At 74.0% G+C, this 21,854-nt stretch carries 10 protein-coding genes and 1 pseudogene; 5 read left to right on the top strand and 6 right to left on the bottom strand.

Annotated features, from left to right (window positions below):
• Nucleotides 1-321 precede the first annotated feature (321 nt).
• Nucleotides 322-1,542 carry a cytochrome P450 family protein gene (locus AC068A_RS34460; RefSeq protein WP_478590230.1) on the bottom strand — a complete coding sequence of 407 codons (1,221 nt, stop codon included), beginning with the start codon at nt 1,540-1,542 and terminating at the stop codon, nt 322-324.
• Nucleotides 1,543-1,786: 244 nt separating this feature from the next.
• Between AC068A_RS34460 and AC068A_RS34455 the strand changes: the two genes are divergently transcribed.
• The 3 genes from AC068A_RS34455 to AC068A_RS34445 all read left to right on the top strand — a co-directional run bounded on the left by AC068A_RS34455 (nt 1,787) and on the right by AC068A_RS34445 (nt 11,888).
• Nucleotides 1,787-3,232, top strand: a complete 1,446-nt coding sequence (locus AC068A_RS34455; RefSeq protein WP_478590229.1) for a DUF7824 domain-containing protein — start codon at nt 1,787-1,789, stop codon at nt 3,230-3,232.
• Between the two features lie 210 nt (nt 3,233-3,442).
• Nucleotides 3,443-10,774, top strand: coding sequence for a LamG-like jellyroll fold domain-containing protein (locus tag AC068A_RS34450; RefSeq protein WP_478590228.1), 7,332 nt, complete (start codon nt 3,443-3,445; stop codon nt 10,772-10,774).
• A gap of 190 nt (nt 10,775-10,964) precedes the next feature.
• Nucleotides 10,965-11,888, top strand: coding sequence for an ion transporter (locus tag AC068A_RS34445; protein ID WP_478590227.1), 924 nt, complete (start codon nt 10,965-10,967; stop codon nt 11,886-11,888).
• 80 nt (nt 11,889-11,968) lie between these two features.
• On the opposite strand, the gene AC068A_RS34440 is transcribed toward AC068A_RS34445, so the two are convergent.
• The gene (locus AC068A_RS34440) at nt 11,969-12,364 is read right to left on the bottom strand and encodes a hypothetical protein (protein WP_478590226.1); all 396 of its coding nucleotides are present in this window, start codon (nt 12,362-12,364) and stop codon (nt 11,969-11,971) included.
• 93 nt (nt 12,365-12,457) lie between these two features.
• The gene (locus tag AC068A_RS34435) at nt 12,458-12,847 is read right to left on the bottom strand and encodes a peptidoglycan-binding domain-containing protein (protein ID WP_478590225.1); all 390 of its coding nucleotides are present in this window, start codon (nt 12,845-12,847) and stop codon (nt 12,458-12,460) included.
• Between the two features lie 289 nt (nt 12,848-13,136).
• Between AC068A_RS34435 and AC068A_RS34430 the strand changes: the two genes are divergently transcribed.
• The gene (locus AC068A_RS34430) at nt 13,137-13,817 is read left to right on the top strand and encodes a DUF4232 domain-containing protein (protein WP_478590224.1); all 681 of its coding nucleotides are present in this window, start codon (nt 13,137-13,139) and stop codon (nt 13,815-13,817) included.
• Nucleotides 13,818-13,992: 175 nt separating this feature from the next.
• Nucleotides 13,993-14,808 (top strand): annotated as a pseudogene (locus AC068A_RS34425) (DUF4389 domain-containing protein); the annotation flags it as partial.
• Between the two features lie 95 nt (nt 14,809-14,903).
• Here AC068A_RS34425 and AC068A_RS34420 read toward each other — a convergent pair.
• Genes AC068A_RS34420 through AC068A_RS34410 form a run of 3 tightly spaced genes read right to left on the bottom strand, consistent with a single transcriptional unit; the run spans nt 14,904 to nt 21,696 of the window.
• Nucleotides 14,904-16,418 carry a bactofilin family protein gene (locus AC068A_RS34420; protein ID WP_478590223.1) on the bottom strand — a complete coding sequence of 505 codons (1,515 nt, stop codon included), beginning with the start codon at nt 16,416-16,418 and terminating at the stop codon, nt 14,904-14,906.
• A complete protein-coding gene (locus AC068A_RS34415) occupies nt 16,415-20,326 on the bottom strand; it encodes a hypothetical protein (protein WP_478590222.1) in 3,912 nt (1,303 codons plus the stop codon). Before AC068A_RS34415 ends, AC068A_RS34420 begins: the two co-directional genes overlap by 4 nt.
• Nucleotides 20,323-21,696: a hypothetical protein gene (locus AC068A_RS34410; protein ID WP_478590221.1), complete on the bottom strand. Its 1,374-nt coding sequence runs from the start codon at nt 21,694-21,696 to the stop codon at nt 20,323-20,325. The genes AC068A_RS34415 and AC068A_RS34410 overlap by 4 nt, the downstream gene beginning before the upstream one ends.
• Nucleotides 21,697-21,854: the final 158 nt, after the last annotated feature.

Below are 21,854 nucleotides of genomic sequence, written 5' to 3'. Positions count from 1 at the left end.
GCGGGCCGGTGGGGCGCTGGGACGGGGGAGGTACGGACGCCACGACACTCACCCCCCGGCATGGGGCATGGGAAGACCGATGGTGATCAGCATGTACTCGCTCCTTGTCGCCGTTACGACCTCCGCGGGGGTACGCGGTTGGGGCCACCTCTGCTCCGTGAGCCCATGTCCCGAGTAGGCCCCTGGCCGCGGGGCACGTCATGTTCCGACTTCTCGGGACTTGACAGGCGACCCGCCGATGATGGAAGGCGCAGGCCGGGGCGCGGGCCCGGGCCCGACCGCCCACCCGTGCCCCGACCACCGGCCTCCGTGACCGCGGTCCTAGCCGCCGGGGGTGAAGGTCACCGGCAGGCTCGCGGGGCCGCGCAGGCCGCCGGGGCGCCAGCGGATCTCGTCCGGCCCCACCGCGAGGGCGAGCCCGGGGAGCCGGCGCAGGGCGGTGCCGATGGCGATCCGGCCCTCGAGCCGGGCCAGCGGCGCGCCCAGGCAGTAGTGCACGCCGTGCCCGAACGCGAGATGGGCGTTGTCCTGCCGGGTGATGTCCAGGCGGTCGGGGTCGGGGAACCGTGTCGGGTCGCGGTCGGCGATGGCCGAGCCGATCAGTACGGTCGCGCCGCGCGGGACGGCCACGCCCGCGATCTCGACGTCCTCGCGCGCGAAGCGGGCGATGCCGGGGCTGACCGGGCCGTCGTAGCGGAGGAACTCCTCGACCGCCCCCGGCAGCAGCCCGGGGTCGGAGCGCAGCAGGTCGAGCTGGTCGGGGTGGGCGAGCAGCACGGCGATGCCGCCGCCGATCAGGTTGACGGTGGTGATGTAGCCGGCGGCGAGCAGCAGGAACACCATGGCGATGAGCTCGTCCTCGGTGAGCTGCTGCTCCTCGTCGCGGGCCGCGATGAGGTCGCTCAGCAGGTCGTCGCCGGGACGGGCCCGCTTGTCCCGGATGAGGCCGGTGACGTAGGCGCGCATGTGCTGCCACGCCTCGTTCACGACGGCGGGGTCCGGCGGCTCCTCGCCCCGCATGAGCATGCGGTCGGTCCAGTGCTGGAACTCGTGGCGGTCGTCCACCGGCACGCCGAGCAGTTCGCTGATCACCGTGACCGGGAGCGGCAGCGCGAAGTCCGCGACGAGGTCGGTGCGGCCGGCCGGGACGACCGCGTCCAGCAGCCGGTCGGTGATGGACTGGATCCGGGGCTCCATCCCGGCCACCCTGCGGGCGGTGAACGCCTTGGAGACCAGGCGGCGCAGGCGGGTGTGGTCGGGCGGGTCGCTGCGGAGCATGTTGCTCAGCATGGAATCGCGCTCCGTCTCGGGCAGCTGCCGCAGGAGCCGCTGGTCGGAGGCGCCGCGTACGTTGCTGCTGAGGCGGGGGTCGGACAGGGCCGCGAGCCCGTCCTCGTAGCGGGTGACGAGCCAGGCCTCCAGGCCGCCCGCGATGACGGCGCGGCGCACCGGGCCTTCCTCGCGCAGCTGCCGGTAGAGGGGGAACGGGTCCGCGACGAAGGCGGGGTCGGCGTAGGGCAGATGGACCGGCCGCTCACTCATGATGCCTCCCGGAGTACGTCGCCCTTGCCGTCGAGAGCGAGGGTATATACCCGAGTCTCGACGAATGCCGACTTTCATCCTTTTTTGCCGCATTTACACCCGACCGGTCCGGGCAGGCAGGGGCCAGGCAGAGGTTTCGGCGTGTGCGACGAAGCTGGCACGTTCCTCGGCGGCGCGGCGGAGCAGCGGACCCGGCCCCGGACAGGTGGGCGGGGGTGTCAGTGGGGGTCTCTAGCCTTGCGGCATGATCTGGACCGCCGCTCAGGACACCCTCCCGCCCGCGCCGCCGGCGCGCCGGCTCGCTGCCGCGCCCGCCGGGATCGCCGAGACCGTCGAGCTGGCGGAAACTCAATTGCGCGTCGGCGAACGGGATGTGGAAGGGTTCGAGCGCGCCCTCGACGGGCTCGTACGGCAGGCGCACCGCGACCGCACCGCACTCACGACGGCTCTCCACACCGCGCTGGGGCACCGCTACCCCGCGGAGATCGAGGCTCACCGGATCACCGCGTTGGGCGTCGTGGTGGCCACGCTGCTGTGGCGGGTACCGGGGTACAGCCTCAAGCCGGAGTCCGTGCTGCGGCAGCGGGGGCACGTGGAGTGCGCACAGGGCGGGCTGGAGCTGGTGGTCGCCGCGCGCGTGCGCGAGATCGGGTACGCGCTGCTGTCCCAGCACCCCCTGCCGTTCCTGCTGGCCACCCCGACCTGGGACACCGGCGCGCTGGCGGCGGCCGAGCTGGTCGAACGGCTCGCGGAGTACGAGCGGTTGGGCGTCCCGCCCGGGCCGGCCGACTTCGGGCAGGCGCTGCTGCGCGTACGGCGTGACGGTCCGGACGCTCCGGCGGCCGCCGACGCGGCGGCCCGGCTCGCGACCGCCGAAGGCGACCGGCTCGCCGCCTGGCTCGGTCCCGGCGGTGCGCCGGGCCCGGCGCACCGCCGGATCGTCGAACCCGACCCGCAGGCCCACCGCGCCTGGGCGCGGGCGGAGGCCGCCGTTCCGCAGGTCGTCTTCGCGAGCGGTGAACGCCCCGCTCTGCGGCGGGACTTCCCGGACGCCTTCCACTGGCTGGGTCGGCCGCACGAGGGATTCACCCAGTGCTACCACTGGCACGAAGGACATGCCGTACGGGCGGCGGTGCTCCCCGAGGACCGGGACACCCAGGCCGCTTGGCTGCTGCCGACCGTGACGCTGGCCGCGACGGCCGGCGACCACGGCGGAGCCTGGATGCTGCCGCACCTCGCCCGGCTGGGCGGGCCTGCCGGGCCCGCGCTGCACGCCGCCGTGGCGGCGGGGCTCGGCGCGCGGCACCCCGAGCACCGGCGCCCGGCGGTGGAGGCCCTGCTGGTGCTGGCCGCCCGGGGCGAGCTCGACGCCCCGATGCTCGGGAGGGAGCTCGCCGCCATGGCGGCCCTCGGCACGGTCAAGCCCAACCGGCTCGCGGACGCGGCCCGTTCGGCCGCGGCGGCGGGCGCGTACGCCACGGTGTGGACCGTCCTCGCCGAGGTGCTGCCCGCCCTCCTGCCCTCGGCGCGCGGGGCGGGCGAGGTGCTGGCCGTCGCCGCCGAGTGCGCGGAACGCTGCGGGGCGGCGGGCCCGGTCCCGCCCGAGGTGGCGGCGGTCGCGGCCCGCCGCGGAACCTCCCGCGCGGCCGCCGAAGCCCGCCGACTGGCCGCCGCCCTCACCGCCCCGTAGCGGAAGGGTGCCGGCCCCCGGATGGCAACACGGGGTGCTTCCGCGGGGGCGACGCACCGGACGTGAGGCCGGATTCCGGAAACCGCGGCCCGTTTGCGCCGGTTTACGCGGTGTTCACGGCGGTAAGTCGTGATCACTGAGCCGGGAAGCCGGGACCGCGCAGGTCGTCCGGGCTTCCCTGTTTGCCCGCAACCGCACTCAGAGGGAGACATGTTGTTAGGCGAGCAGCATCTGTTGAAGGTCTACAGCGACCGCTCCTACGTCCACACCACCACGGTGCGCCACCAGGGCACCACCGTGGCTCTCGCCCTGGACGACCAGCGGCGTCTGGTCTACACGGTGCTCGACCTGGCCCGGCACGACGAGGCCAAGGGCGAGCTCGACGCCGCCTACTGGTCCGAGAATCCCCTCCCGCTCCGCTTCCCCCACGAGATCACGGACGTGGGGTTCGCCGCCGTCGGTGCCACCGCGCTGCCCACGGTCAAGCGCGGCGGCAGGATCGAAGCCGGCCCGGGCGAGCGGCTGGACGCGGAGGAAGTGGACCCGTTCCTGTCCACCACCGCCAGGCTGACGGCGCTCGCCCCCTTCCACGCCCTGTCCGACGGCACCCACATCGTCGTGCTGCGCCAGTCCGTGGCCGCGGACCACCCCGATGCCGTCCACAAGCTGACCGACGGCACCTGCTCCGGGGACCCGGGCCGCACGGACTACGCGAAGGACCGGGACGGCGCCCGGATCCCCCTGGTCGCGGACACCCTGCTGTGCGACCGGTTCCTGCTCGTCGGCGGCGAGTTGAAGCCGGTGCTGGAGGCCCGCTACCGGCGCAGCAGGCACCGGGACCGCCCCGACTCGGCCAAGGACAGCCTGGGCACGGTGGACATGGAGGGCCGCCCCTTCCACGAGCCCACGCAGGAGCTGTCGTTCGTCCGCAACCTCTCCGACGGGCGTTTCACCGCACTGCTCGTGCCGACCGCCGTGCACGGGCGGCAGCGCTGGCAGGTCTTCGCGCACAACGAGGCCACGGGCCGGATCGACTCCTTCAACATCGAGCAGGCCCGCGACGGCCTGTTCAACCTCCCGGGCACCCAGGCCTGGACCAGCCCCGATGCCGCGTACCGGGACGCCGTGTACGAGGGCGGGCCCGGCACCTGCCCGTTCACCGGCCGTCCGCTCGTCCCCGTCGTCGTCACCGAGGGCCACGCGGAGACGGCCCTGGCCTTCGGCGAGGGCGACGCCCACGTCCGCGTAGCCGACGCCCCGGAGCTTGCCGGCGGCGACTTCACCATCGAGTTCTGGGCACGGCGCACCGCGACGGGCCGCCAGGAGTTCCTCGTCGGCCACGGCGACGAGGCCGGCAGCGCCCTCAAGTCCCTGCACATCGGCTTCCGCCAGGACAACCGCTTCACCTTCGCGTTCTACGCCGACGACCTCAACTCCGACATCCGGACCGAAGACGTCGGCTGGCACCACTGGGCCTGCGTCTACGACAACACGGCCCGCCGCCAGACCGTCTACCGCGACGGCGAGCACGCCGGCAGCCGCACCACCGGGGGCGGCTACACCGGCACAGGGGCCCTGCTGCTGGGCCGTGCCCTCGGCCAGAGTGCCCGCGCCGAGCTCGACGAGGTCCGCGTCTGGAACCGGGTCCGCACCGCCGACGAACTGGGCCGCGACCGGAACGTCCGCCTCATCGGCAACGACCCCGGCCTCGTCGCCTACTACCGTTTCGACGAGGGTTCCGGCAGCCGCCTGCACGACCAGACCGACCACGCCCGCCACGGCGAACTCCGCGGCGGTCCCCGGTGGGTGACCTCCGAGGCGCCCGTCGGCGACCACCCGGGGGTACGCCGCGACAGCTTCGCAGTCACCGGCCGCAGCGTCGTCTCCGGCCTGTCCGCCGTCCTCCACCACCAGCAGGAGGCCACCCCCGTCGGCTACGGCCGGGAGGCGAAGCCCGTCAAGCGCCAGGCCCGGGTCCTCCTCTCGTACGCCACCACCCCCTCCGGCGAGGAGAGCGGGGAGTCCGCCCTCGCCACCATCGACTTCGGCGTCGGGCAGGACGGCCGCCTCGCGCAGATCCCGGACGAGCTGGACCTGCCCGTGCTCGCCGCGCCCGAGGCCAGTGCCGACGTCGACGCGATCAGCGAGCTGGAGACCCGGGTCCGCGAGATGGTCCGGGACGTCACGGCCAAGGAGGCCGAGGTCGCGGACCTCACCCGGCAGACCGCCGACGTGCCGGAGCTGGAACGCCTGCGCGAGGCCTTCCACACCCGCTCCCAGGACTGGACCGGCTGGACGATGCGGCTGCGCCTGAAGCAGACCCGCGACGGCAAACCGCAGTACCTCGCCGTCGAGGACGACGGACGCGGCGACTACCCGCCGGTGATCCGGACCCCCGACATGGACGCGAAGTCGGCGCTGTGGACCATCGAGATGCCCCCCGGCTCCAGCTGGAACGGCTCCATGCTCTACCACCTGCGCAATGCCCACACCGGCAAGGACCTCAACGTCTCGGGCCAGAGGCGGGACAACGACGCCCCGCTCATCGTCTACCCCCGGCAGTCCGGCGCCTGGAACACCCTCTTCGGCATCCACGAGCAGCCCGACGGCCACGTCATCCTGATCAACCGGCACAGCGAGCGGACGGTCTGCGCCCCCGACCGGCTCGGCGACCGCGTCGTCCAGTACGACTCGGCCGCCGTCGCCGCCTCCGGCGAGGGGCTGATCGCCCTGGAGCGGGTCGCCCTCCACGACGGCGGGCACCCCGACATCCGGGACGCGGTCAAGCGCGTCGAGGCCCTCGACGCGCAGCTCGCCGGGCTCCGCCCCAAGCGGGAGCTGCTTGCCGAGCGGCAGCGGGAGGTCGCCGCCCTCCAAGCCGGGCTGACGGTCGCGCGCGAGGAGCTCGCCCGGCTGACGGGCGGCCTGAAGGGCACCGACGACATCGCGCTGCCCATGCCGCAGCTCTCCCTCGACCGCACCGGGTTGAGCTGCTCCGGCGCTCTGCTGGCCTTCGCGCGCTCCGCGGACCGGCCGTACCTGCTGGACAGCGCCACCGGGAACGTCGTGCTCTACTTCCGGGGCGTCAACGGGCAGTTCTTCGCCGCCTACTACGACACGCACGTGGCCCGCTCCACCCGGCAGCTCCCGGGCCCCGACGGCGCGGCGCTGACCTTCGTCTCGCGTGACGCGGGCACCGACCTCGGCGGCGTGACCATCCGGATCATGGACGTCGGGGACGCCGGGCTGTGCGAGCTCACCATCGAGCGCGGGGACGAGTGGGAAATCTGGCGGAAGCTGCCGCGCCGCGCGGCCGATTTCGCGGCCGCCGTCAACGGTACGGCGGGCCGGGCGTACGACTACGCCCGGCAGGCCGAGACCAACCGCCCCGGCGTGCCGCTTGCGGCCGGTTCCCGGCTGCTCGCCGTCGACCCGGGCCGGATGCAGGAGGTGCCGCTCGGGGCCGTTCCCGATCTCGCCGCCGGACACGGCCCCCGGTGGCGCGCGGACAAACCGGGGCGGGCGTACTCCTTCGACGGCCGCGGCACCTTCCTGGCCCTGCCGGAGGGACAGCTCGACCGGGCCGCGGTGACCCACGACCTGACCGTGGAGGCCTGGGTCAGCCCCGAACGGGTGGCGGGCGCGGCCCGTGTCGTCCACGCCCGCACGGGCGAGGTCCCGTACTCCCTCGGGCTGCTCGCCCCGGCCGCCGCGGTGGACCCCGCGCTGGCCTTCGACGGCACGAGCGGCGGGGCCGTGACCGAGAACGGCTTCAGCCTCGTCGACACGGACTTCACGGTGGAGTTCTGGGCGAGGCGCCCCAAGGGCGATCAGAACCGCCACCAGTTCTTCATCGGTCACGGATCGTCCTCCGACCGGGGCGCCTTCCTGCACATCGGCTTCCGCGATTCCGGCGCCTTCACCTTCGGGTTCTGGCACGACGACCTCAACACCAACTACGGCTACCGGGACACCGACTGGCACCACTGGGCCTGTGTCTACGACTCGGCCAGCCGGGAGCAGGTGATCTACCTCGACGGGGTCGAGGAGGCCAGGCGCGTCGCGTCGGGCTATCGGGGCAATGGCCCCTTCAGCTTCGGCAGGTACGTGGACGGGGAGCTGGACGAGGTCCGGCTGTGGGGCACCGCCCGCAGCGCGGCCGAGATCCGGGAGCTGAAGAATCGGCGGCTGACCGGCAAGGAGCCCGGCCTCCAGGGGTACTGGCCCTACGCCGGCCCGGACGTCCGGGTGGCCGGGAAGCCGGGTGTCCTGGACCGCTCCGGGAACGGGCGGCACGTCCATCTCGGGGGCGGCGTCACCACCACGGCCGCGCCCGCCGCACTGGAACGGGCCACGGACACCGGCTACCGCGTCGTCGCGGGCGTCGGCAGCACCGTGGTTGCCACCCGTGCCACCTTCCCCCCGCACGAGTGGTCCCACCTCGCCGCCGCCTACGAGCAGTCGTGGGCCGTCGAACTGGCCGGCGGCGCGTACCTGGAGGTGCCCGACGACGACGCCCTCGACATCACCGGCGATCTGACCGTCGAGGTGTTCTGCCGCGTGGACGCCCTCGGCACCACCCAGGGCCTGCTCTCCAAGGGCCGCACCGCCGACGGAGCCGAGGGAAGCGTCCCGTACCGGCTGCTCGTCCTCCCCGACGGCAAGCTGGAGTTCGGATTCGAGGAGCCGGGCCGACTGGTCCGGTTCACCTCCACCGAGGCCCTGAGCGCCGGCGCCTTCCACCGCATCGCCATCGTCCGCAAGGGCGGCCGCTCCATGCAGGAGCGCAAGGGGACCAAGGAGATCCAGGCGACCGGCGCGGACGGGAAGCCCGTCAGGCAGACGGTGGAGCTCGTGGAGTCCGTCGACGTCCAGGAGTGGCAGGACATCCGCTTTTCCATCGACGGCCGCGAGGCCGGCACCGCCCGCTACGAGGGCCCCGGCCCTCAGGGCAGCACCGGCACCCTCGACCTCGGCCGGGCCCTGGACGGCCTGCAGACACACACCTTCACCGGCGTCGTCTCCGAGGTGCGGCTGTGGGGCACGGCGCGCGATGCCGCCCGGCTCGGCACTCCCGTGTCCCCGCGCGACCGCGGTCTGACGGCGCACTGGCGGTTCGAGGAGAACGCGGGCAACACCGCCGCCGACGCCACCGGCTCGCACGCCGCCCGGCTGCGCGGCGCCCGCTGGACCCGCAACCCCGACCCGCGCGGCAGCGCGCTCCGCCTCTACCGCAACGGCGTCTCCGTGGCCTGCGACCCGCTCGACTCGGCGGACGTGGCCGACTACGGCGACGCCCAGCTCACCCTCGGCGCCCGGCGGAAGGACGGCGCGGCCGATCAGGCCTTCCACGGCGTCCTCGAGGAGGTACGGATCTGGCGCACCGCCCGCACCCAGGAGCAGATCCTGGACAACCTCTTCACCCGGCTCAAGGGCGAGAAGGAGGACCTGATCGCCTACTGGCCGTTCGACCGCGCCTCCACCGAGGCAGGTGCCTCCTCCGCCCGGGACGAGGGGCTGCGCGGCAACCATCTGACGCTGGGCGACGGGCCCGCCCGTCCCGCCACCGTCCTGTCCACCGCTCCCGTCTCCAGCGACGCCGCCCAGGTCCGCTCGGCCCTGGCCGCGATGCGTACCCCCTTCCACGAGACGGTCACCGGCGCACCGGCGGTCGCCGAGTACGCGGACATGCAGTACACCGCCAAGGGCGAGGCCTTCGGCGTGCTCAAGCGGGCGTACGGCTACCTGCGCGACGGCCGCTGGCACCTGGTCACCGGCTACAAGGTGGGCAACCTGGTCAGCGAGTGGGTCAGCCAGGTGCAGTTCGCCCCGCAGCTGGTCGGCTACGTCGAGGGCGCCCCGCCCGTCCCGTCGGAGAACCTCACGCCCCATACGGTCGACCCCGATCGCGCGACCTACGACGGCATCGCGTCGGTGGAGTTCAAGGAGGCGGAGGACGTCGTCCACTCGCTGTCGTCGGCCAAGGAGCGCAGCGTCGACGCCGCCTTCTCCTTCGCCCTCTCCAACGAGGTCGACGTCGACATGTGGATGATCGCCGCCCCGCTCGGCTTCGGCGTCGCCAAGTCCATGGCCAAGGCCAAGGTGTCGGCGGGCGTGCGCGGCAGCCTGGAGTTCTCCAACAGCTGGGCCGACGAGACCGCCGTCTCGCAGGGCGAGAACACCGCCCGCGCCATGAAGGTCGAGCTCTCCGGCAGCTGGGAGGACCCGCTGCAGCCGCTCAACCCCGCGCTCGGCCGCCGCTACGTCCCGGCGAACACCGGATTCGCCGTCGTGCAGTCGCAGACCGCCGACGTCTTCGCGCTGCGCCTCGCGCACTCGGGTGCCCTCGTCGCGTACCGGATCCAGCCCAACCCGGACATCCCCAAGGACTGGAACGTCATCCCCTTCCCCCTCAACCCCCGCTACACCAAGCAGGGCACCCTCGACGGCACCGTCGGCTACGACGAGCGGGGCAAGGTGCTCGACCCCGACTACGCGGGCGCCCGCGACCACGGCGAGTACAGCTACTACAAGCCGCATGAGGCGTACGCCATCAAGCGGCGCATCCAGCGCGAGCAGCAGCGGCTGCGCGGCTACTACGAGTCGCTGTCCACCGACACCCACACCCCGGACCCCACCGCCGAACGGGCGGGCAGGGTGCTGGGCGGAGCGATCGGCGGCGACACCGCGCCCGGCAGGGGGCGCGAGCCCGCCGACACGGCCGCCGGCGCCACCGGCGCCGGCTTCTCCCGCCGCGACCTGGTCAACACCTACGTCTGGACGGCGGACGGCGGGTTCTTCGCCGAGACGACGGAGGCGACCGACGCCGTCAGCGAGACGACGGCCGGCTCGTACTCGCTGTCCGGCGCGGTGGGCACCTCCGTGGGCACCTCGTTCGACGTGATGGGCGTGGGCGTGAACGCACAGCTCGACGCGTCCGTCGGCGGCGGCATGTCCGTCACACGGGCGCGCGGCAAGGAGGCGACGCGCTCGTTCGGGCTGAACGTCGTCTGCTCGCCGTCCGGCAACCTCCAGCAGTACGACGCGGGCCGCAAGCCCGTCTTCGACGCCCAGGGCCGACCGGTCAACGCGCCGGGGAAGGTGGACGCCTACCGGTTCCTCAGCTTCTACCTCGGCGAGGACACCGAGCACTTCGACACCTTCTTCCACAAGGTCGTCGACCCGGCGTGGCTGGAGAACGGCACCGACCCCAACGCGGCCGCCCTGCGCCAGGCCCGCCAGTCGGACCGCAAACCGCCGTGCTGGCGGGTCATGCACCGCGTCACCTTCGTCAGCCGGCTCCTGCCGCCGGTGCCGCCCGCCGGGGCCACGCCCCTGGACCAGGTGATGCGCCGCGTCGACCTGGAGAGCAACTACGAGCTCGTCCGCCGCCTCGACCCGTACGTCAAGGGCGCTGCCACCGGGCTGCCCGAGCTCTCCGCGGCGGTGCGCACCGCCCTCGCCGCACACCTGCCGGAACTGAGCCCGCACGCGGACGACGTGACGGGCTTCCTCGCGCAGTACTACGGCGTGGAGCACTGACCGCGCGGTGCGCGGGCCGGGCGCCCTCCCGGCCCGCGCACCCGTCGGCCGGATCGGCGGCCCCGCCCGCCCCGCCGGTCGCCGTACGGACGTGCACCTGCCAGGGGCCGGTCAATTCGGTGTGGGTTCCCCTTTAAGATCCACTCGAAGTGATGAACCATCAGGCTCCACAAGGATGAGGACCTCCTCGATGCCACACCGGTCCGGCAGCCCGTCACGCCGTGCTCTGGCCGCCCGCAGCCGGCGGATCGTCGACTCGGCAGCCTTCACCACCACCGTGTTCTGCCTCGTCGTCGGCAACGCCGCGCTCATGGGGGTCGAGACCTACGACGGCGTGGTGCGGGAGTGGCACGGCGGTCTGAAACTCGCCGAGCACCTGTTCCTGGCCGCTTTCACGGCCGAGATCCTCGTGCGCGCCGCCGCTCACGCCGACCGGCCCCGGGACTTCTTCCGCGATCCGTGGAACCTGTTCGACCTGGCCGTGGTCGCCCTCGCACTGGCCCCCTTCGCCCGCGAGAACGCCACGGTGCTCCGGCTGCTGCGGCTGGCCCGGGTGCTGCGCGCGGCCCGGTTCCTGCCGCAGGTCCGCATCGTGATCGTCGCCATCGGCAAGAGCCTGCCGGGAACGCTGAGCTTCCTGCTCGTGGGGACCCTGCTGCTGTACGTGTACGCCATGGTCGGCTGGGTCTTCCTGGCCGACGACGACCCCGAGCACTTCGGCTCGCTGGGCCGCGCCGTTCTCACGCTGTCCCTGCTCATCACCCTGGACGGCCTCGGGGATGCGGTCCGGGCCGGCCTGGAGGTCTCCCGCTGGACCGTCCTCTACTTCGCCTCGTACGTGCTGCTCGGCTCGTTCGTCCTGGTCAACCTCCTCATCGGCGTGGTCATCAACTCCCTGGAGGAGGCCCGCCAGGTGGAGGCCGGGACCGCCGCTGCGACGGCTGCCACGGACGATCAGACCGCTGACGTCGAAGAGATCCGCCGGCGCATCGGCGAGGCCCGCGCCGCCCTCGACGCCCTGGAGCGCGGGCTCCCGGCCACCATCACCACCACCCCCGAGACCGGCGCGACGAGCGGCGAGGTGCGCACCGCGGTGCCGGCCGGACGAACCTGACGGCACGGCCGCTGCGGCCGCCACGCGCATGCCCCCGAACCGGACCGGTTCGGGGGCATGCACCTTTTCGGAACGACGGTCTACTTGGTGATGACTCCCCAGTCCCGCACGGTGCCGTGCCCGCTGCAGTCACCGCCGAATTTCCAGTAGCCGACCCCGACGAAGGGACCCTTGATCTCAGTCCCGTCCGAGCACTCGGTCCACGCGGCGGCCTTCCCCCGGACGACCTTGCAATTCGCCGTCCACTTCTTTCCGTGGTTGACGAAATTGTCGCAGTACACGGGGTCACCCGGGACCAGGGGCTTCTTCACGATGCCGTCCAGGGCCTCGACGGCCGCCACCTCGGTCGACACCCCGGGAACGGAGCTGGGCTGCGCCACGGGAGCGGCGGTCGAGTTCCCTGCCAGCGCGAGGACCGAGCCGACCGCCACGGAAACGACGACCGCGGCCTTTCGCATTCCTTCGATCTTCTTCATGCGCCTCAACCTAGGAGAGTTCATCCGGCATGCACAAGGACATGTTTTCCGCCTTTTCTGCCGTCATATCCGGTGCACGGGACGGAGGTTCGATCACGCCCCCGGCGTGCGCAGGTAGTACCAGGTGTCTGGGCCGACCTTGCCGTCCGCGCTGATCCGCTTCGCCGACTGGAACCGTTTGACGGCCCGCTCGGTGCCGGGGCCGAACTGGCCGTCCACGCCGGAGGATCCCACCGAGTACCCGTGGAAGATCAGGAGTGCCTGGATCTCCTTCACCTTGGGCCCGGTGTCGCCGCGGTCGGCGTAGGTGTTCTGGCTGGTGTACCCGCAGTACCAGCCCACGAAGTCCATGAGCTGGCACCGTACGGCGACGGCGCCACTCGCAGCCGTCTGCGGAGCGGGCGCGGCCGTGGCCGTTCCCGTCACCGGGACGGCGAGTGCGCCGACGATGCCGATCGTGACTGCTGCCCTCGTCCACCGCATCTGCGGCCCCCTTTCGGGTCGGGTGGGGTCATCGGATTCCCCGACTCTGAACCGGCACGGCCGCTGCTGTCCGCCACACCGGGACGGTATGACCGGAATCGCCCCCGTCTCTGTCGCGATGTGCCGTCTTGCGGTCCCGGTCCGCCACCCCCGCCGGGGCCGGCAGGTCATGGGAGTGTCACGGAAGGAGCACAGCAGTGTGGCGGCGGGAACTCCGGGGCGGTGCGGTGCTGTGTCCGTGGGCGTACGGGCCGGTGTGGGCCCGGTCGTGGGCCTCGGGAGGTTCCCCATGCAGTACGCAGCAGGTGTCCGGCAGACGGTGGCCGCGCTGGTGGCGGCCGTAGCGACCACCGCCCTGGTGGCGGGCTGTACGCCGTCCGGGGAGGACGGTGCCCTGCCCGGCGGCCCTTCGCAGTCCGCACAGTCGCAGTCGCCGGCTCCCGGGACCACCCCGGGCGGATCCGGCGGCACGGGGAGCGCGACGCCCGCCGCCTCGGGCTCCCCCACCGCGAGCGGCGGCGGATCGAAGCCCTGCACGATCAAGGAGGTCAAGGTCACGGAGGCCCGCCAGGCCGCGGTCCGGCCGCCGGGTACCGGAACCGGCGCCGCCGTCATCGCCGTCACCAACACCTCGAAGAGCACCTGCACGCTCCAGGGCTTCCCCACGGTCGCCGGTGCGGGCAACGGGTCGCCCGACAAGAACGTACCGCTCGCCGCCACGCGCAGCGGGTCGGCCGGCACGGTGTCCCTGGCCCCGGGCGGCCGCGCCTGGACGAAGATCACCTTCGTCAACGTGCAGGGCGAGGCGGACGGCTACTGCGTGTCCGGGGCGACGCCGGCCTCGTACCCCACCCTCGTCGTCGGGGTGCCGGGCGCGGGCGCGCACCAGATCGCCCTCGACGACGGTGTCTTCGCCCTGTGCGACAACAAGGCGACCGTCACCGCCTACTCGGCCGCCAAGCCCTCCTGACGGGCGTCGCCGCAGGACGGGCGGACGGCCGGCCGGCCGTGGCCGCGCACGGTGCCCGGACGGGCCTGCGGATGCCTCCGGCCGGGCCAACTTGCCGTTCGGGTGCTTTGGCCGGCAGGCACGGCGCGGTACGCATGTCTTCGCGTACGCCCACCGCCACCGTAGGCAGGCCCCCATGACCACAGGCTGGACCCCCCGCCCGCCCGGCGCCGCATACGGGCCGGAAGGCGAACACCTGCCGGAGCTCGACCTGTCGGCGCCGGGCCGGCAGCGGCGCTGGACCGTGCTGCTGCGATGGCTGCTGCTGATCCCGCAGATGATCGCGGTGGCCCTGCTCGGCATCGCCGCCTTCTTCGTGACGATCGTCGGCTGGTTCGCCGCACTGGTCCAGGGGCGGCTCCCGGAAGGCATCGCCCGCTTCCTCGGCGACTACCTCGCGTACGCCACCCGGGTCACGGCCAGCGGCATGCTGTTGGTGGACCAGTACCCGCCGTTCGCGTTCGCCGCGCCCGGCTATCCGGTGCAAATCGAGCTGCGGCCCGGTGAGCTGAACCGGCTGGCCGTGCTGTTCCGCTTGATCCTGATGATCCCCGCCGCGATCGTGAGCAACCTGCTCCAGTACGGCTGGACCGCCATCTGCTGGGTGTTCTGGCTGATCACGCTCGTGCTGGGCCGGATGCCGCAGCCGATCTTCGAGGCCTCGGCCGCCGCGCTCCGGTTCCGGATGCGGTTCCTCGCGTACGCGATGATGCTGACGTCGGCGTATCCCAAGCGGCTGTTCGGCGATCCGGCGCCCCAAGCCCTCGGGTACGGCACCCCGCCCGCGCCGACCGCGGCCCCCGGCATGCCGGCGGCCGGGTCCGCCACCCGGCCGCTGGTGCTGAGCACCGGCGCCAAGGTGCTGGTCGTGGCCTTCCTCGTCCTCGGCCTCGTCGCGGGCAGCCTCTCGTCCATGGGACGCAGCGACAGGTACGACGACGAGTGGGACGGGGCGGCGCACACGGCGTCGTCCGCCGACTGCCGGCCGGCCTCGGCAGCCATCCGGAGTACTTCGACCGCCTCGCCGAGGCCGGCACTGCGGCGGGGTCAGGCTTCGGGCTCCCCGGGGTCGGGGGTGGCCCCGGCCGGCGGGGCGTCCTGCGGGGCCGCTGCCGTCATGGAGTTCCGTTCGACCTTCCAGTAGCCGTTGCTGATGTGATTGCCCGGCTTCCAGCGGAAGACCCGGGCCCGATCACTGTCGTAGTCGAAGCCGTCGCCCGGTGCGTAGAGGTAGCCCCCGTACTGGGTGTTGCTCATGCTGATCGTGTCGTTGTGGCCGAGGACGCCCCGGCCGGCCCGCGTGATGTCGCCGCCGGTGCTCAGGCTGCCGGTGATGTCGAGGGAGCCGGTGACGCTGCCGTTGACCTGCATGTCCTTGCCGACGACGAGTTTGCTCGGGGTGTAGACCGTCACGTTGTGGTAGAAGACGGACTCGCCGCCGCTGCCCGTCGTGAACGACTTGTTGACCTGCACGTCCCCGTCCGCCGTCAGCTTCCCGGTGACGCCCAGCGTGCCGCCGACCGTGGCGTTGCCGTCGGCGCGGAGTTCGCCGCTCGCGGTCAGCTTCTTGCCGTTCAGGACGGAGACGGGGTGGTTGAACTGCGTCTCGCCGGCGCTGCCCGTCGTCAGGCTGCCGTTGGCCCGGAGGGCGCCGCTCACCGTGAGCGAGTCCAGCGTCTGGTCCGTCACGCACACGGTCAGGTGGTCCCAGCGGAAGACGAAACCGCCGTCCGGGGTGGTGGTGCTGGTCTTCAGGGCGAACGCCGTGTCGCACCGCAGGGTGTCGGCCGGTACCTGGTACATGCTGCCGCCCGCGATGGCGGGGTCGGTGATCCGCCGGCCGTCCATGTACAGCTCGTGGCTGTCGCCGCGCACGTGGTGCCACTCCAGCCGCACCGGCGCGTTCGCGGCGATGCGGGTCGCGGGCGGGCCGCCCTGGCCCGTGAGGGCGACGAGGGCGCGGCCGATGCCCGGGGACGGGTCCGCTCCGCTGCGGAAGGGGAATTTGGCGACGTCCAGGGTCGTGGTGCGGGGCGTGTCGGGGATGGTGTCGCCGAGCGTCGACCACTCCTCGATCTCGATCCGGGAGACGCCGGCCTTGTCGCTGACCATGATCTGGCGGAGGGTGAGGTACAGCCCGTCGACGGTCACCTCGCTCGTGCCGCCCTGCGGTGCGAGGCTGAACCGCACCTTCGACGACCCCTCCGCGTTCGCCGCCGGGAACACCGCCGTCTCCGCCGTCGGCACCGCGAGCAGGACGTCGGACTGCACGTCGACTACGGTCCAGCCCGACTCGGGCTCGACGTAGGCGGAGATGCCCTCGCCCGTCAGCGCCAGGTCCTGGGCGAGGGTGCCGACCGGCAGCACGATGGCGATCCTGCTGCACCGCACGGGGGTGCTGCCGCTGTTGGAGATGACGAGGTCGAGGTCGGCGTACGCGTTCTCGTCCTCGTCGCCCGGCTTGACGTTCGGCGGGCTGGTGGTGAGCGGGTTGGGCACGGTCGCCAGGGCGTACGTGAGCAGGCAGGCACCCTGGTCTTCCGTGCGGGGCGCGTCGGTCATCGCTGGTCTCCTTCGGTCCGGTCGGCGGTGGCAGGGCGCAGGGTGAGGCGGCCGGTGCGCAGTGTGGGGGCGGGGTGCGGGTGACGGGCCTCTCCGTCGGTGGCGTGGGTGTCCGTCTCGGTCCACCGGTCGCCGGTGCCGCTCTCCACCCAGGTCCAGGTGCCGTGGCGGTCGGAGGGGCGGGGCAGCAGCAGCGCGGGCTGCGGGGCGCGGCCGCCGTTGCCGGCGGGGTCGGGCTGCTGCTCGTACGGGGTGACCGGCAGCGGGCCCAGCCGGAAGGAGACCGGGAGTTCGGCGAGGGGCGGCTCGACGAACGGGGCGGGCAGCCGCACCTCCGCCGTGGGCAGGATGTCGGTGGTGGCGTGCACGGTGCCGCGCGGATCCGCGAGCAGGGTGAGGAAGGCCGCGTCCCGGTCGTCGGGGTCGCTGCCGGGCGGCCGGGCGGGCAGGGTGAGGGAGGCGCCGGTGCCGATCGGGGCGAAGTAGTCGCGGGCCTCGTCGGGGAGTTCGGTGCTGTCGAGCACGGTGCGCAGCAGGGCGTAGTCGGTGGCGCGGTGGTCGCCGTGGAAGTAGCCGACGAGTCCGTCCGCGAGTTCGCCCCGTTCGCCGAGCCGGACCGGCCAGCGGTAGGAGGGGTAGGCGGGCGGGGTCCCCTCGCGCAGGTTCCGCCAGGCCGGGTCGGCGTACGGCGGCCCGTCCAGGTCGATGCCGAGGCGGACGCGCAGGAGTGCCAGCGGGCGGCCGAGCAGCACGCTCGGGGTGTGCGCGGGAGCGGCGTCCCCGGTGGGGGCGGTGGTGGACAGGGTGCGGTCGATGACCGTGAGGAGGGCGCGCAGGGCGGCCGGGCCCCGGTCGGGGGCGCTCAGGGCGGCGAGGAAGCCGTACAGGTGGGGGTGGTCGTCCCGCAGGTCGTCGATGGTGCGGTAGCCGGAGTACGGCAGCGGGTGCCAGGTGGCCCGGCTGGTGCCGTCGGGCGGGAGGGTGGTGCGCAGTTCGCCGAGCGGGGCCCCGTCGGGCGCGTAGGCGTACAGGGCCCGGTCGAGGTAGCCGGGTACGAGCCAGGCCGCGACGGGCGTGGTGTCCGGATCGCTCGAGGTGGTGACCGGGCTGAGGTCGTCGCGGGCGTCGAGCAGGGTGAAGGCGGCGCGGGCCGGCTGGATCAGGCGCGGCGGGAGCTGCGTGAAGCGGTACCAGGTGGGCGGGTTGACGGTGTGGTGGCCCCGGGAGGGGTCGGCCGGGTCCCTGAGCGAGGGGGTGAGTTCCTCGGGGAGCTCGGGGGCGAAGCGGCGGGCGGGGACTCCGACGCCGATGACGTCGCCCGGCTCGTTGCCGGGCGCGAACAGCAGGGCGCGCGGGTCGGGGAAGATGGCGGGCAGGCTGTGCCCGAAGCGGTCGATGACGGCGAGCCGCTGGAAGGCGAACTGGCCGGCGCGCAGCGGCTGGTAGAGGGAGGCGTTCCAGCCGGTGAAGGGGCGCGGCCGGGCGCCGGGGTCGGGCGGCAGGGTGCGGGCGGCCGCCTCGGTGAGCGCGGTGCGCAGGTCGGGCGAGAGCCGGGAGTGCGGGTCGAGGGAGGCCGGGGTGTGGCCGCGTGCGGCGAGCTGCTCGGTGAAGCCGACGAGGGGCTGCGCGAACAGGTCGGCCTCTTCGGCCTGCCGGGCCAGGGCGCGCAGGGCGCCGGCGGCCGGCCCCGGGTGGGTGCGGGCGTACTGGCGCAGGGCGGCGGCCGTGGTCTTCCCCGGGGTCGGGGTGAGGAACTGGCGGCCGCGGAGGCTGGTCGGGACCGGGTGGGCGCCGGTGCCGAGCCAGCGGTAGGAGTTGCCGTCGAAGCTCCAGTTGGCGCGTCCGCCCGTACCGCCCGGGTCGCCCTGCCAGGCGATGGGGAAGTGGTCGACCTTCCACTCGAAGAACAGCGGTGACCAGGGCTGGCGCCAGGGGGCGGTGAAGGCGCCCGGGCTGCCGACGGCGTTGTGCTGCGGGTCGCGCATGGCCTCGGCGAGGGCCGTCACCTCGCCCGGGTGGCCTGCCGCCAGGGCGAGGGTGCGGGCGTTGGACGGGGCGAGGTGGAGGAGCTCCCGCAGCAGGGCGCCGAGCACCCCAGCCAGGCCGTCGGGTGCGGGCAGGTGGGGTGGTACGGGGGTGTCGGCCGGGCTCGCGGAGACCGCGGTGCCGGCGACCCGGACACCGGTGACGAGGGCGTCCGGCCAGCGGCAGGCGAGCGGCGGGTCCTCGTCCTGTTCGGCGTCGTCGTACGTGCCGTCGGCCACCGCGTACGGGTCGGCCGCGGCGGGGTGCTCGGGGCCGGGCGGGACGGGGCGGTCCTTGGTGCCGCGGATGACGATGACGGGATCGTTGGGCAGGTGGAAGCAGGGCAGGACGTTCCGCTTGAGCACGACCTCGTCGGCGGGCAGTCCGTGGACGTCCTGGTAGGCGCGGATGGCGGCGGCCAGGTCGTCGGGGGACTCCCCCCAGGGGATTGCGGAGCGCAGGGCCGCGACGGCGGCGCGCCGGGTCTTGGCCTCCTCGGTCGCGGCCAGCACGAGCTCGTCGAGCCGGGCCTGGTAGGCGCCGGCGGGCTCGCCGGGGGCCTCGGGCACCTTGGGCAGGTTGGCGCCCCACCACAGGTCGTACAGCCGGCGCTGTGCGGCGATCAGGTCCCGGACGGCGGCGTCGTGGGCGGCCTGGTCGCTGTTGAGCCGGGCCAGGGCCGCGGCGCGGGCGGTCCGCTCGGCGCGGCGGCGGGGCCGTGAGCCCTCTCCCGGGCCCTGTCGGGGGACGTCCTCCAGCACCCAGGTGTACCCGGCGTGGGTCGGGGTGAACCAGGAGGCGTGCAGGGCGCGTTCGGCCTGGAACTGCCCGTCGGGCTCGTCGAGCAGGTCGAGTACGCCGGAGTGGAGCGCCGACAGGAGCGCGGCGAGCTCGGGCGGGGCGCCGGCCCGGCGTCCGGCGTGCTCCTGGAGGGCCCGGGTGGCGTGCTCGGTGTTGTTGCCGACGCCGACGGTGACGTAGTCGGGCCGGTCGGAGGCGGGCATCGGGCTGCCCTTGCGCTGCCAGGCCACGTCGAGGACGGTGCCGTGGCAGACCGTGCGGGCGGTGTCCGGCGTGGTGCCGTCGGCGGTCCAGCGCAGGACGGCCATGCGGGTGGCGGGGTCGCCGGCCAGCGGGTCGGCCGCCGGGTCGCCGTACCAGCCGGCGACGAGGTAGTTGAGCTGCCAGGCGGTCTCCGGGTCGAGGTCGTCGGTGCGGTCGTGTACGGAGAACACGTCGGTGTTGTAGGGCTGGTAGGCCGCGAAGGTGGGCAGGCCGGGTCCGACGGCGGTGAGGAACAGCCCGCCGGGGGTGCCGGGTTCGCTCCACTCCCCCGTGGCCAGGTCGATGCGGCGGCCGATGCGGGTGAGGTGCCCGTCGCGGTCGAGGTAGGGGCTGGAGCCGAGGGCCGGGTCGAGGTAGTCGCTCTCGACGATCCAGCCGCTGTCGGTGCGTTCACCGGTCGCGGTGGCGACGGCCTGCCGCACGACGAGCCACCGGTTGGGGGTGAGGGGGAAGACGGGGACGCCGTCGCCGTCGGTGTCGGTGCCGTGCGTGAGGGCCTCGGGCAGCTGCCAGTGCAGGTAGACGCCCTCGCGCGCCGGGTCCGAGTTGAAGGCGGTGTCCGTGTTGGAGAACGCGGGCGGTTCGGGCGACAGGTTGAGCCGGGTCAGGGCGTAGTTCGCCTGCCATCGCTGGAAGACCTCGGCCAGGCGCACCCGTTCGTTGACGGCCAGCGCCTCGATCTGCATGGGGACGACGAGCGGCTGCTGCGCGGCGGCCGCTCCCGGGGAATCCGTCACTGCGCCTTCCTTTCCGTTCTGCGGACGTGCCGCGGCCGCCGCGGTGTCGAGGGTCCGGGCGGTGTGGACGTGGGCGGTCATCGGGTGGGGTTGCGGGTGATGAGCTGGCGCAGGGGCGCGTTGACGAGCTGGGTGGCGAGTCCGGCGGGGCCGAAGCCCGCGGCGGCCTGCTGCCCGAGGGCGGTCAGCCGGGAGCCGAGGGCGCGCAGCAGTCCCGTGTCGTCGGCGGGGCGCAGGTCGAGGACGGCGGGGCGGCCGGCCGGGTCGGGGCGCAGCAGGGCGTCGAGCCCGTCGGGGCCGGCGGGGTGGGGGAACGCCTCGTTGGTGATCTCCCGGGCGACGGGCGGGTCGACCCGCCGCAGGTTGATGGTCCGGCGTCCCTCGAGGTCGACGTCGATGCCGAAGGAGAGCCCCTCCGGCGGCTCGGCCAGCTCGATCTCGTCGGGCACCTGCTCGAACAGTACGAGGAGCACGTCGGGGCCGAGGGTGTCCTGGCGCAGCACCGTGATGGCCGTCCGGGTGTCGCCGTGGCCGCGGTACGGGCGGACGAGCAGGCCGGGGCATTCGCGGACGAGTGCGGAGCGGATCAGGACGCCGGCGCGCGGGGTGACGGCCTCGCCGCCGCGGGCCCAGGGGGCGGCGATACGGGCGACGGCTGCGTCGAGTTCGCCGGTGATCGCGATGCCGGCGGCTCCGGACACCAGGGCGGTGACCCAGCCGGGGTCGACGTAGAACACGCGCAGCGACTCGGCGGGCAGGGCGCTCTCGTCGGGTACGAGGGCGGGGAAGGGCAGCTGGTGCAGCAGCCGCAGCTTCCGCAGCCAGGCGGTGACCGGTTCGGCGGCGTCCGCGAGCTGGGCGGCGAGGGCGGTGCGCAGCGCGGTGGGCGGGTCGGCGAGGAGGGCGGCGGTGGGGGCGGCCCGGCCCGCGCCCCGGGTTCCGGCCGCGGCCCGGCGCTGTACGGGGTCGGGCGGCGGGGGGACGGGGCGGGCCTGGGCGGGGTGGTTGGCCGCGCGCAGGAGGCGGGCGGCGGTCCCGTCGGCGGCGAGTTCCTCCAGCAGGCCGCCGAACGGACGCGGTCCCATGGCCCGGGCGTGGCAGGCCGCGGCCTCCCGCCCGGCGGCGGACGCGGCGGAGCCGGGTGCGCCGAGGCCGGGTGCGGCCAGGCGCTGGGCCAGGGCGGCTGCCCGGGCGCGGGCCTTGGCGTGCCAGGCGGACAGGGTGGCGGCGAAGTCGGAGTCGGCGAGCGCGAGGGCCCGGCCGAGGGTCCAGGCGGCGCCCGGGCCCGCATCGAACAGGCCCCACGCCCGCTCGTAGACCAGGAGCTGGGCGGCGCTGGTCCAGCCGGCGTCCGGGGTGGCGGGCAGCGGCTGGGCGGGCTCGGCGGTGAACGGCCCCCGGTACCAGGCGTAGGTGTCTTCGCCGGTCTCCAGCCGGTAGGGCAGCGGCACGCGTCCGGAGGCCAGGCGGGCGAGGGCGGTGCTGCGGGCGTCGCTCCCGGCCCCGGCCGCGGTCCCGGGGGGGGGGGGGGGGGGGGGGGGGGGGGGGGGGGGGGGGGGGGGGGGGGGGGGGGGGGGGGGGGGGGGGGGGGGGGGGGGGGGGGGGGGGG

The sequence above is a fragment of the Streptomyces sp. NPDC043854 genome (assembly GCF_056436005.1).
Note: the sequence above shows the minus strand (reverse complement) of the source record. Positions and strands in the feature narration are given on the sequence as shown.

What these genes read in the sequence shown, in the direction of transcription:
- AC068A_RS34455 (WP_478590229.1), top strand. Translation starts at nt 1,787, where the DNA reads ATGATCTGGACCGCCGCTCAGGACACCCTCCCGCCCGCGCCGCCGGCG.
- AC068A_RS34420 (WP_478590223.1), bottom strand. Translation starts at nt 16,418, where the DNA reads ATGACCGACGCGCCCCGCACGGAAGACCAGGGTGCCTGCCTGCTCACG.
- AC068A_RS34450 (WP_478590228.1), top strand. Translation starts at nt 3,443, where the DNA reads ATGTTGTTAGGCGAGCAGCATCTGTTGAAGGTCTACAGCGACCGCTCC.
- AC068A_RS34460 (WP_478590230.1), bottom strand. Translation starts at nt 1,542, where the DNA reads ATGAGTGAGCGGCCGGTCCATCTGCCCTACGCCGACCCCGCCTTCGTC.
- AC068A_RS34445 (WP_478590227.1), top strand. Translation starts at nt 10,965, where the DNA reads ATGCCACACCGGTCCGGCAGCCCGTCACGCCGTGCTCTGGCCGCCCGC.
- AC068A_RS34435 (WP_478590225.1), bottom strand. Translation starts at nt 12,847, where the DNA reads ATGCGGTGGACGAGGGCAGCAGTCACGATCGGCATCGTCGGCGCACTC.
- AC068A_RS34430 (WP_478590224.1), top strand. Translation starts at nt 13,137, where the DNA reads ATGCAGTACGCAGCAGGTGTCCGGCAGACGGTGGCCGCGCTGGTGGCG.
- AC068A_RS34440 (WP_478590226.1), bottom strand. Translation starts at nt 12,364, where the DNA reads ATGAAGAAGATCGAAGGAATGCGAAAGGCCGCGGTCGTCGTTTCCGTG.
- AC068A_RS34415 (WP_478590222.1), bottom strand. Translation starts at nt 20,326, where the DNA reads ATGACCGCCCACGTCCACACCGCCCGGACCCTCGACACCGCGGCGGCC.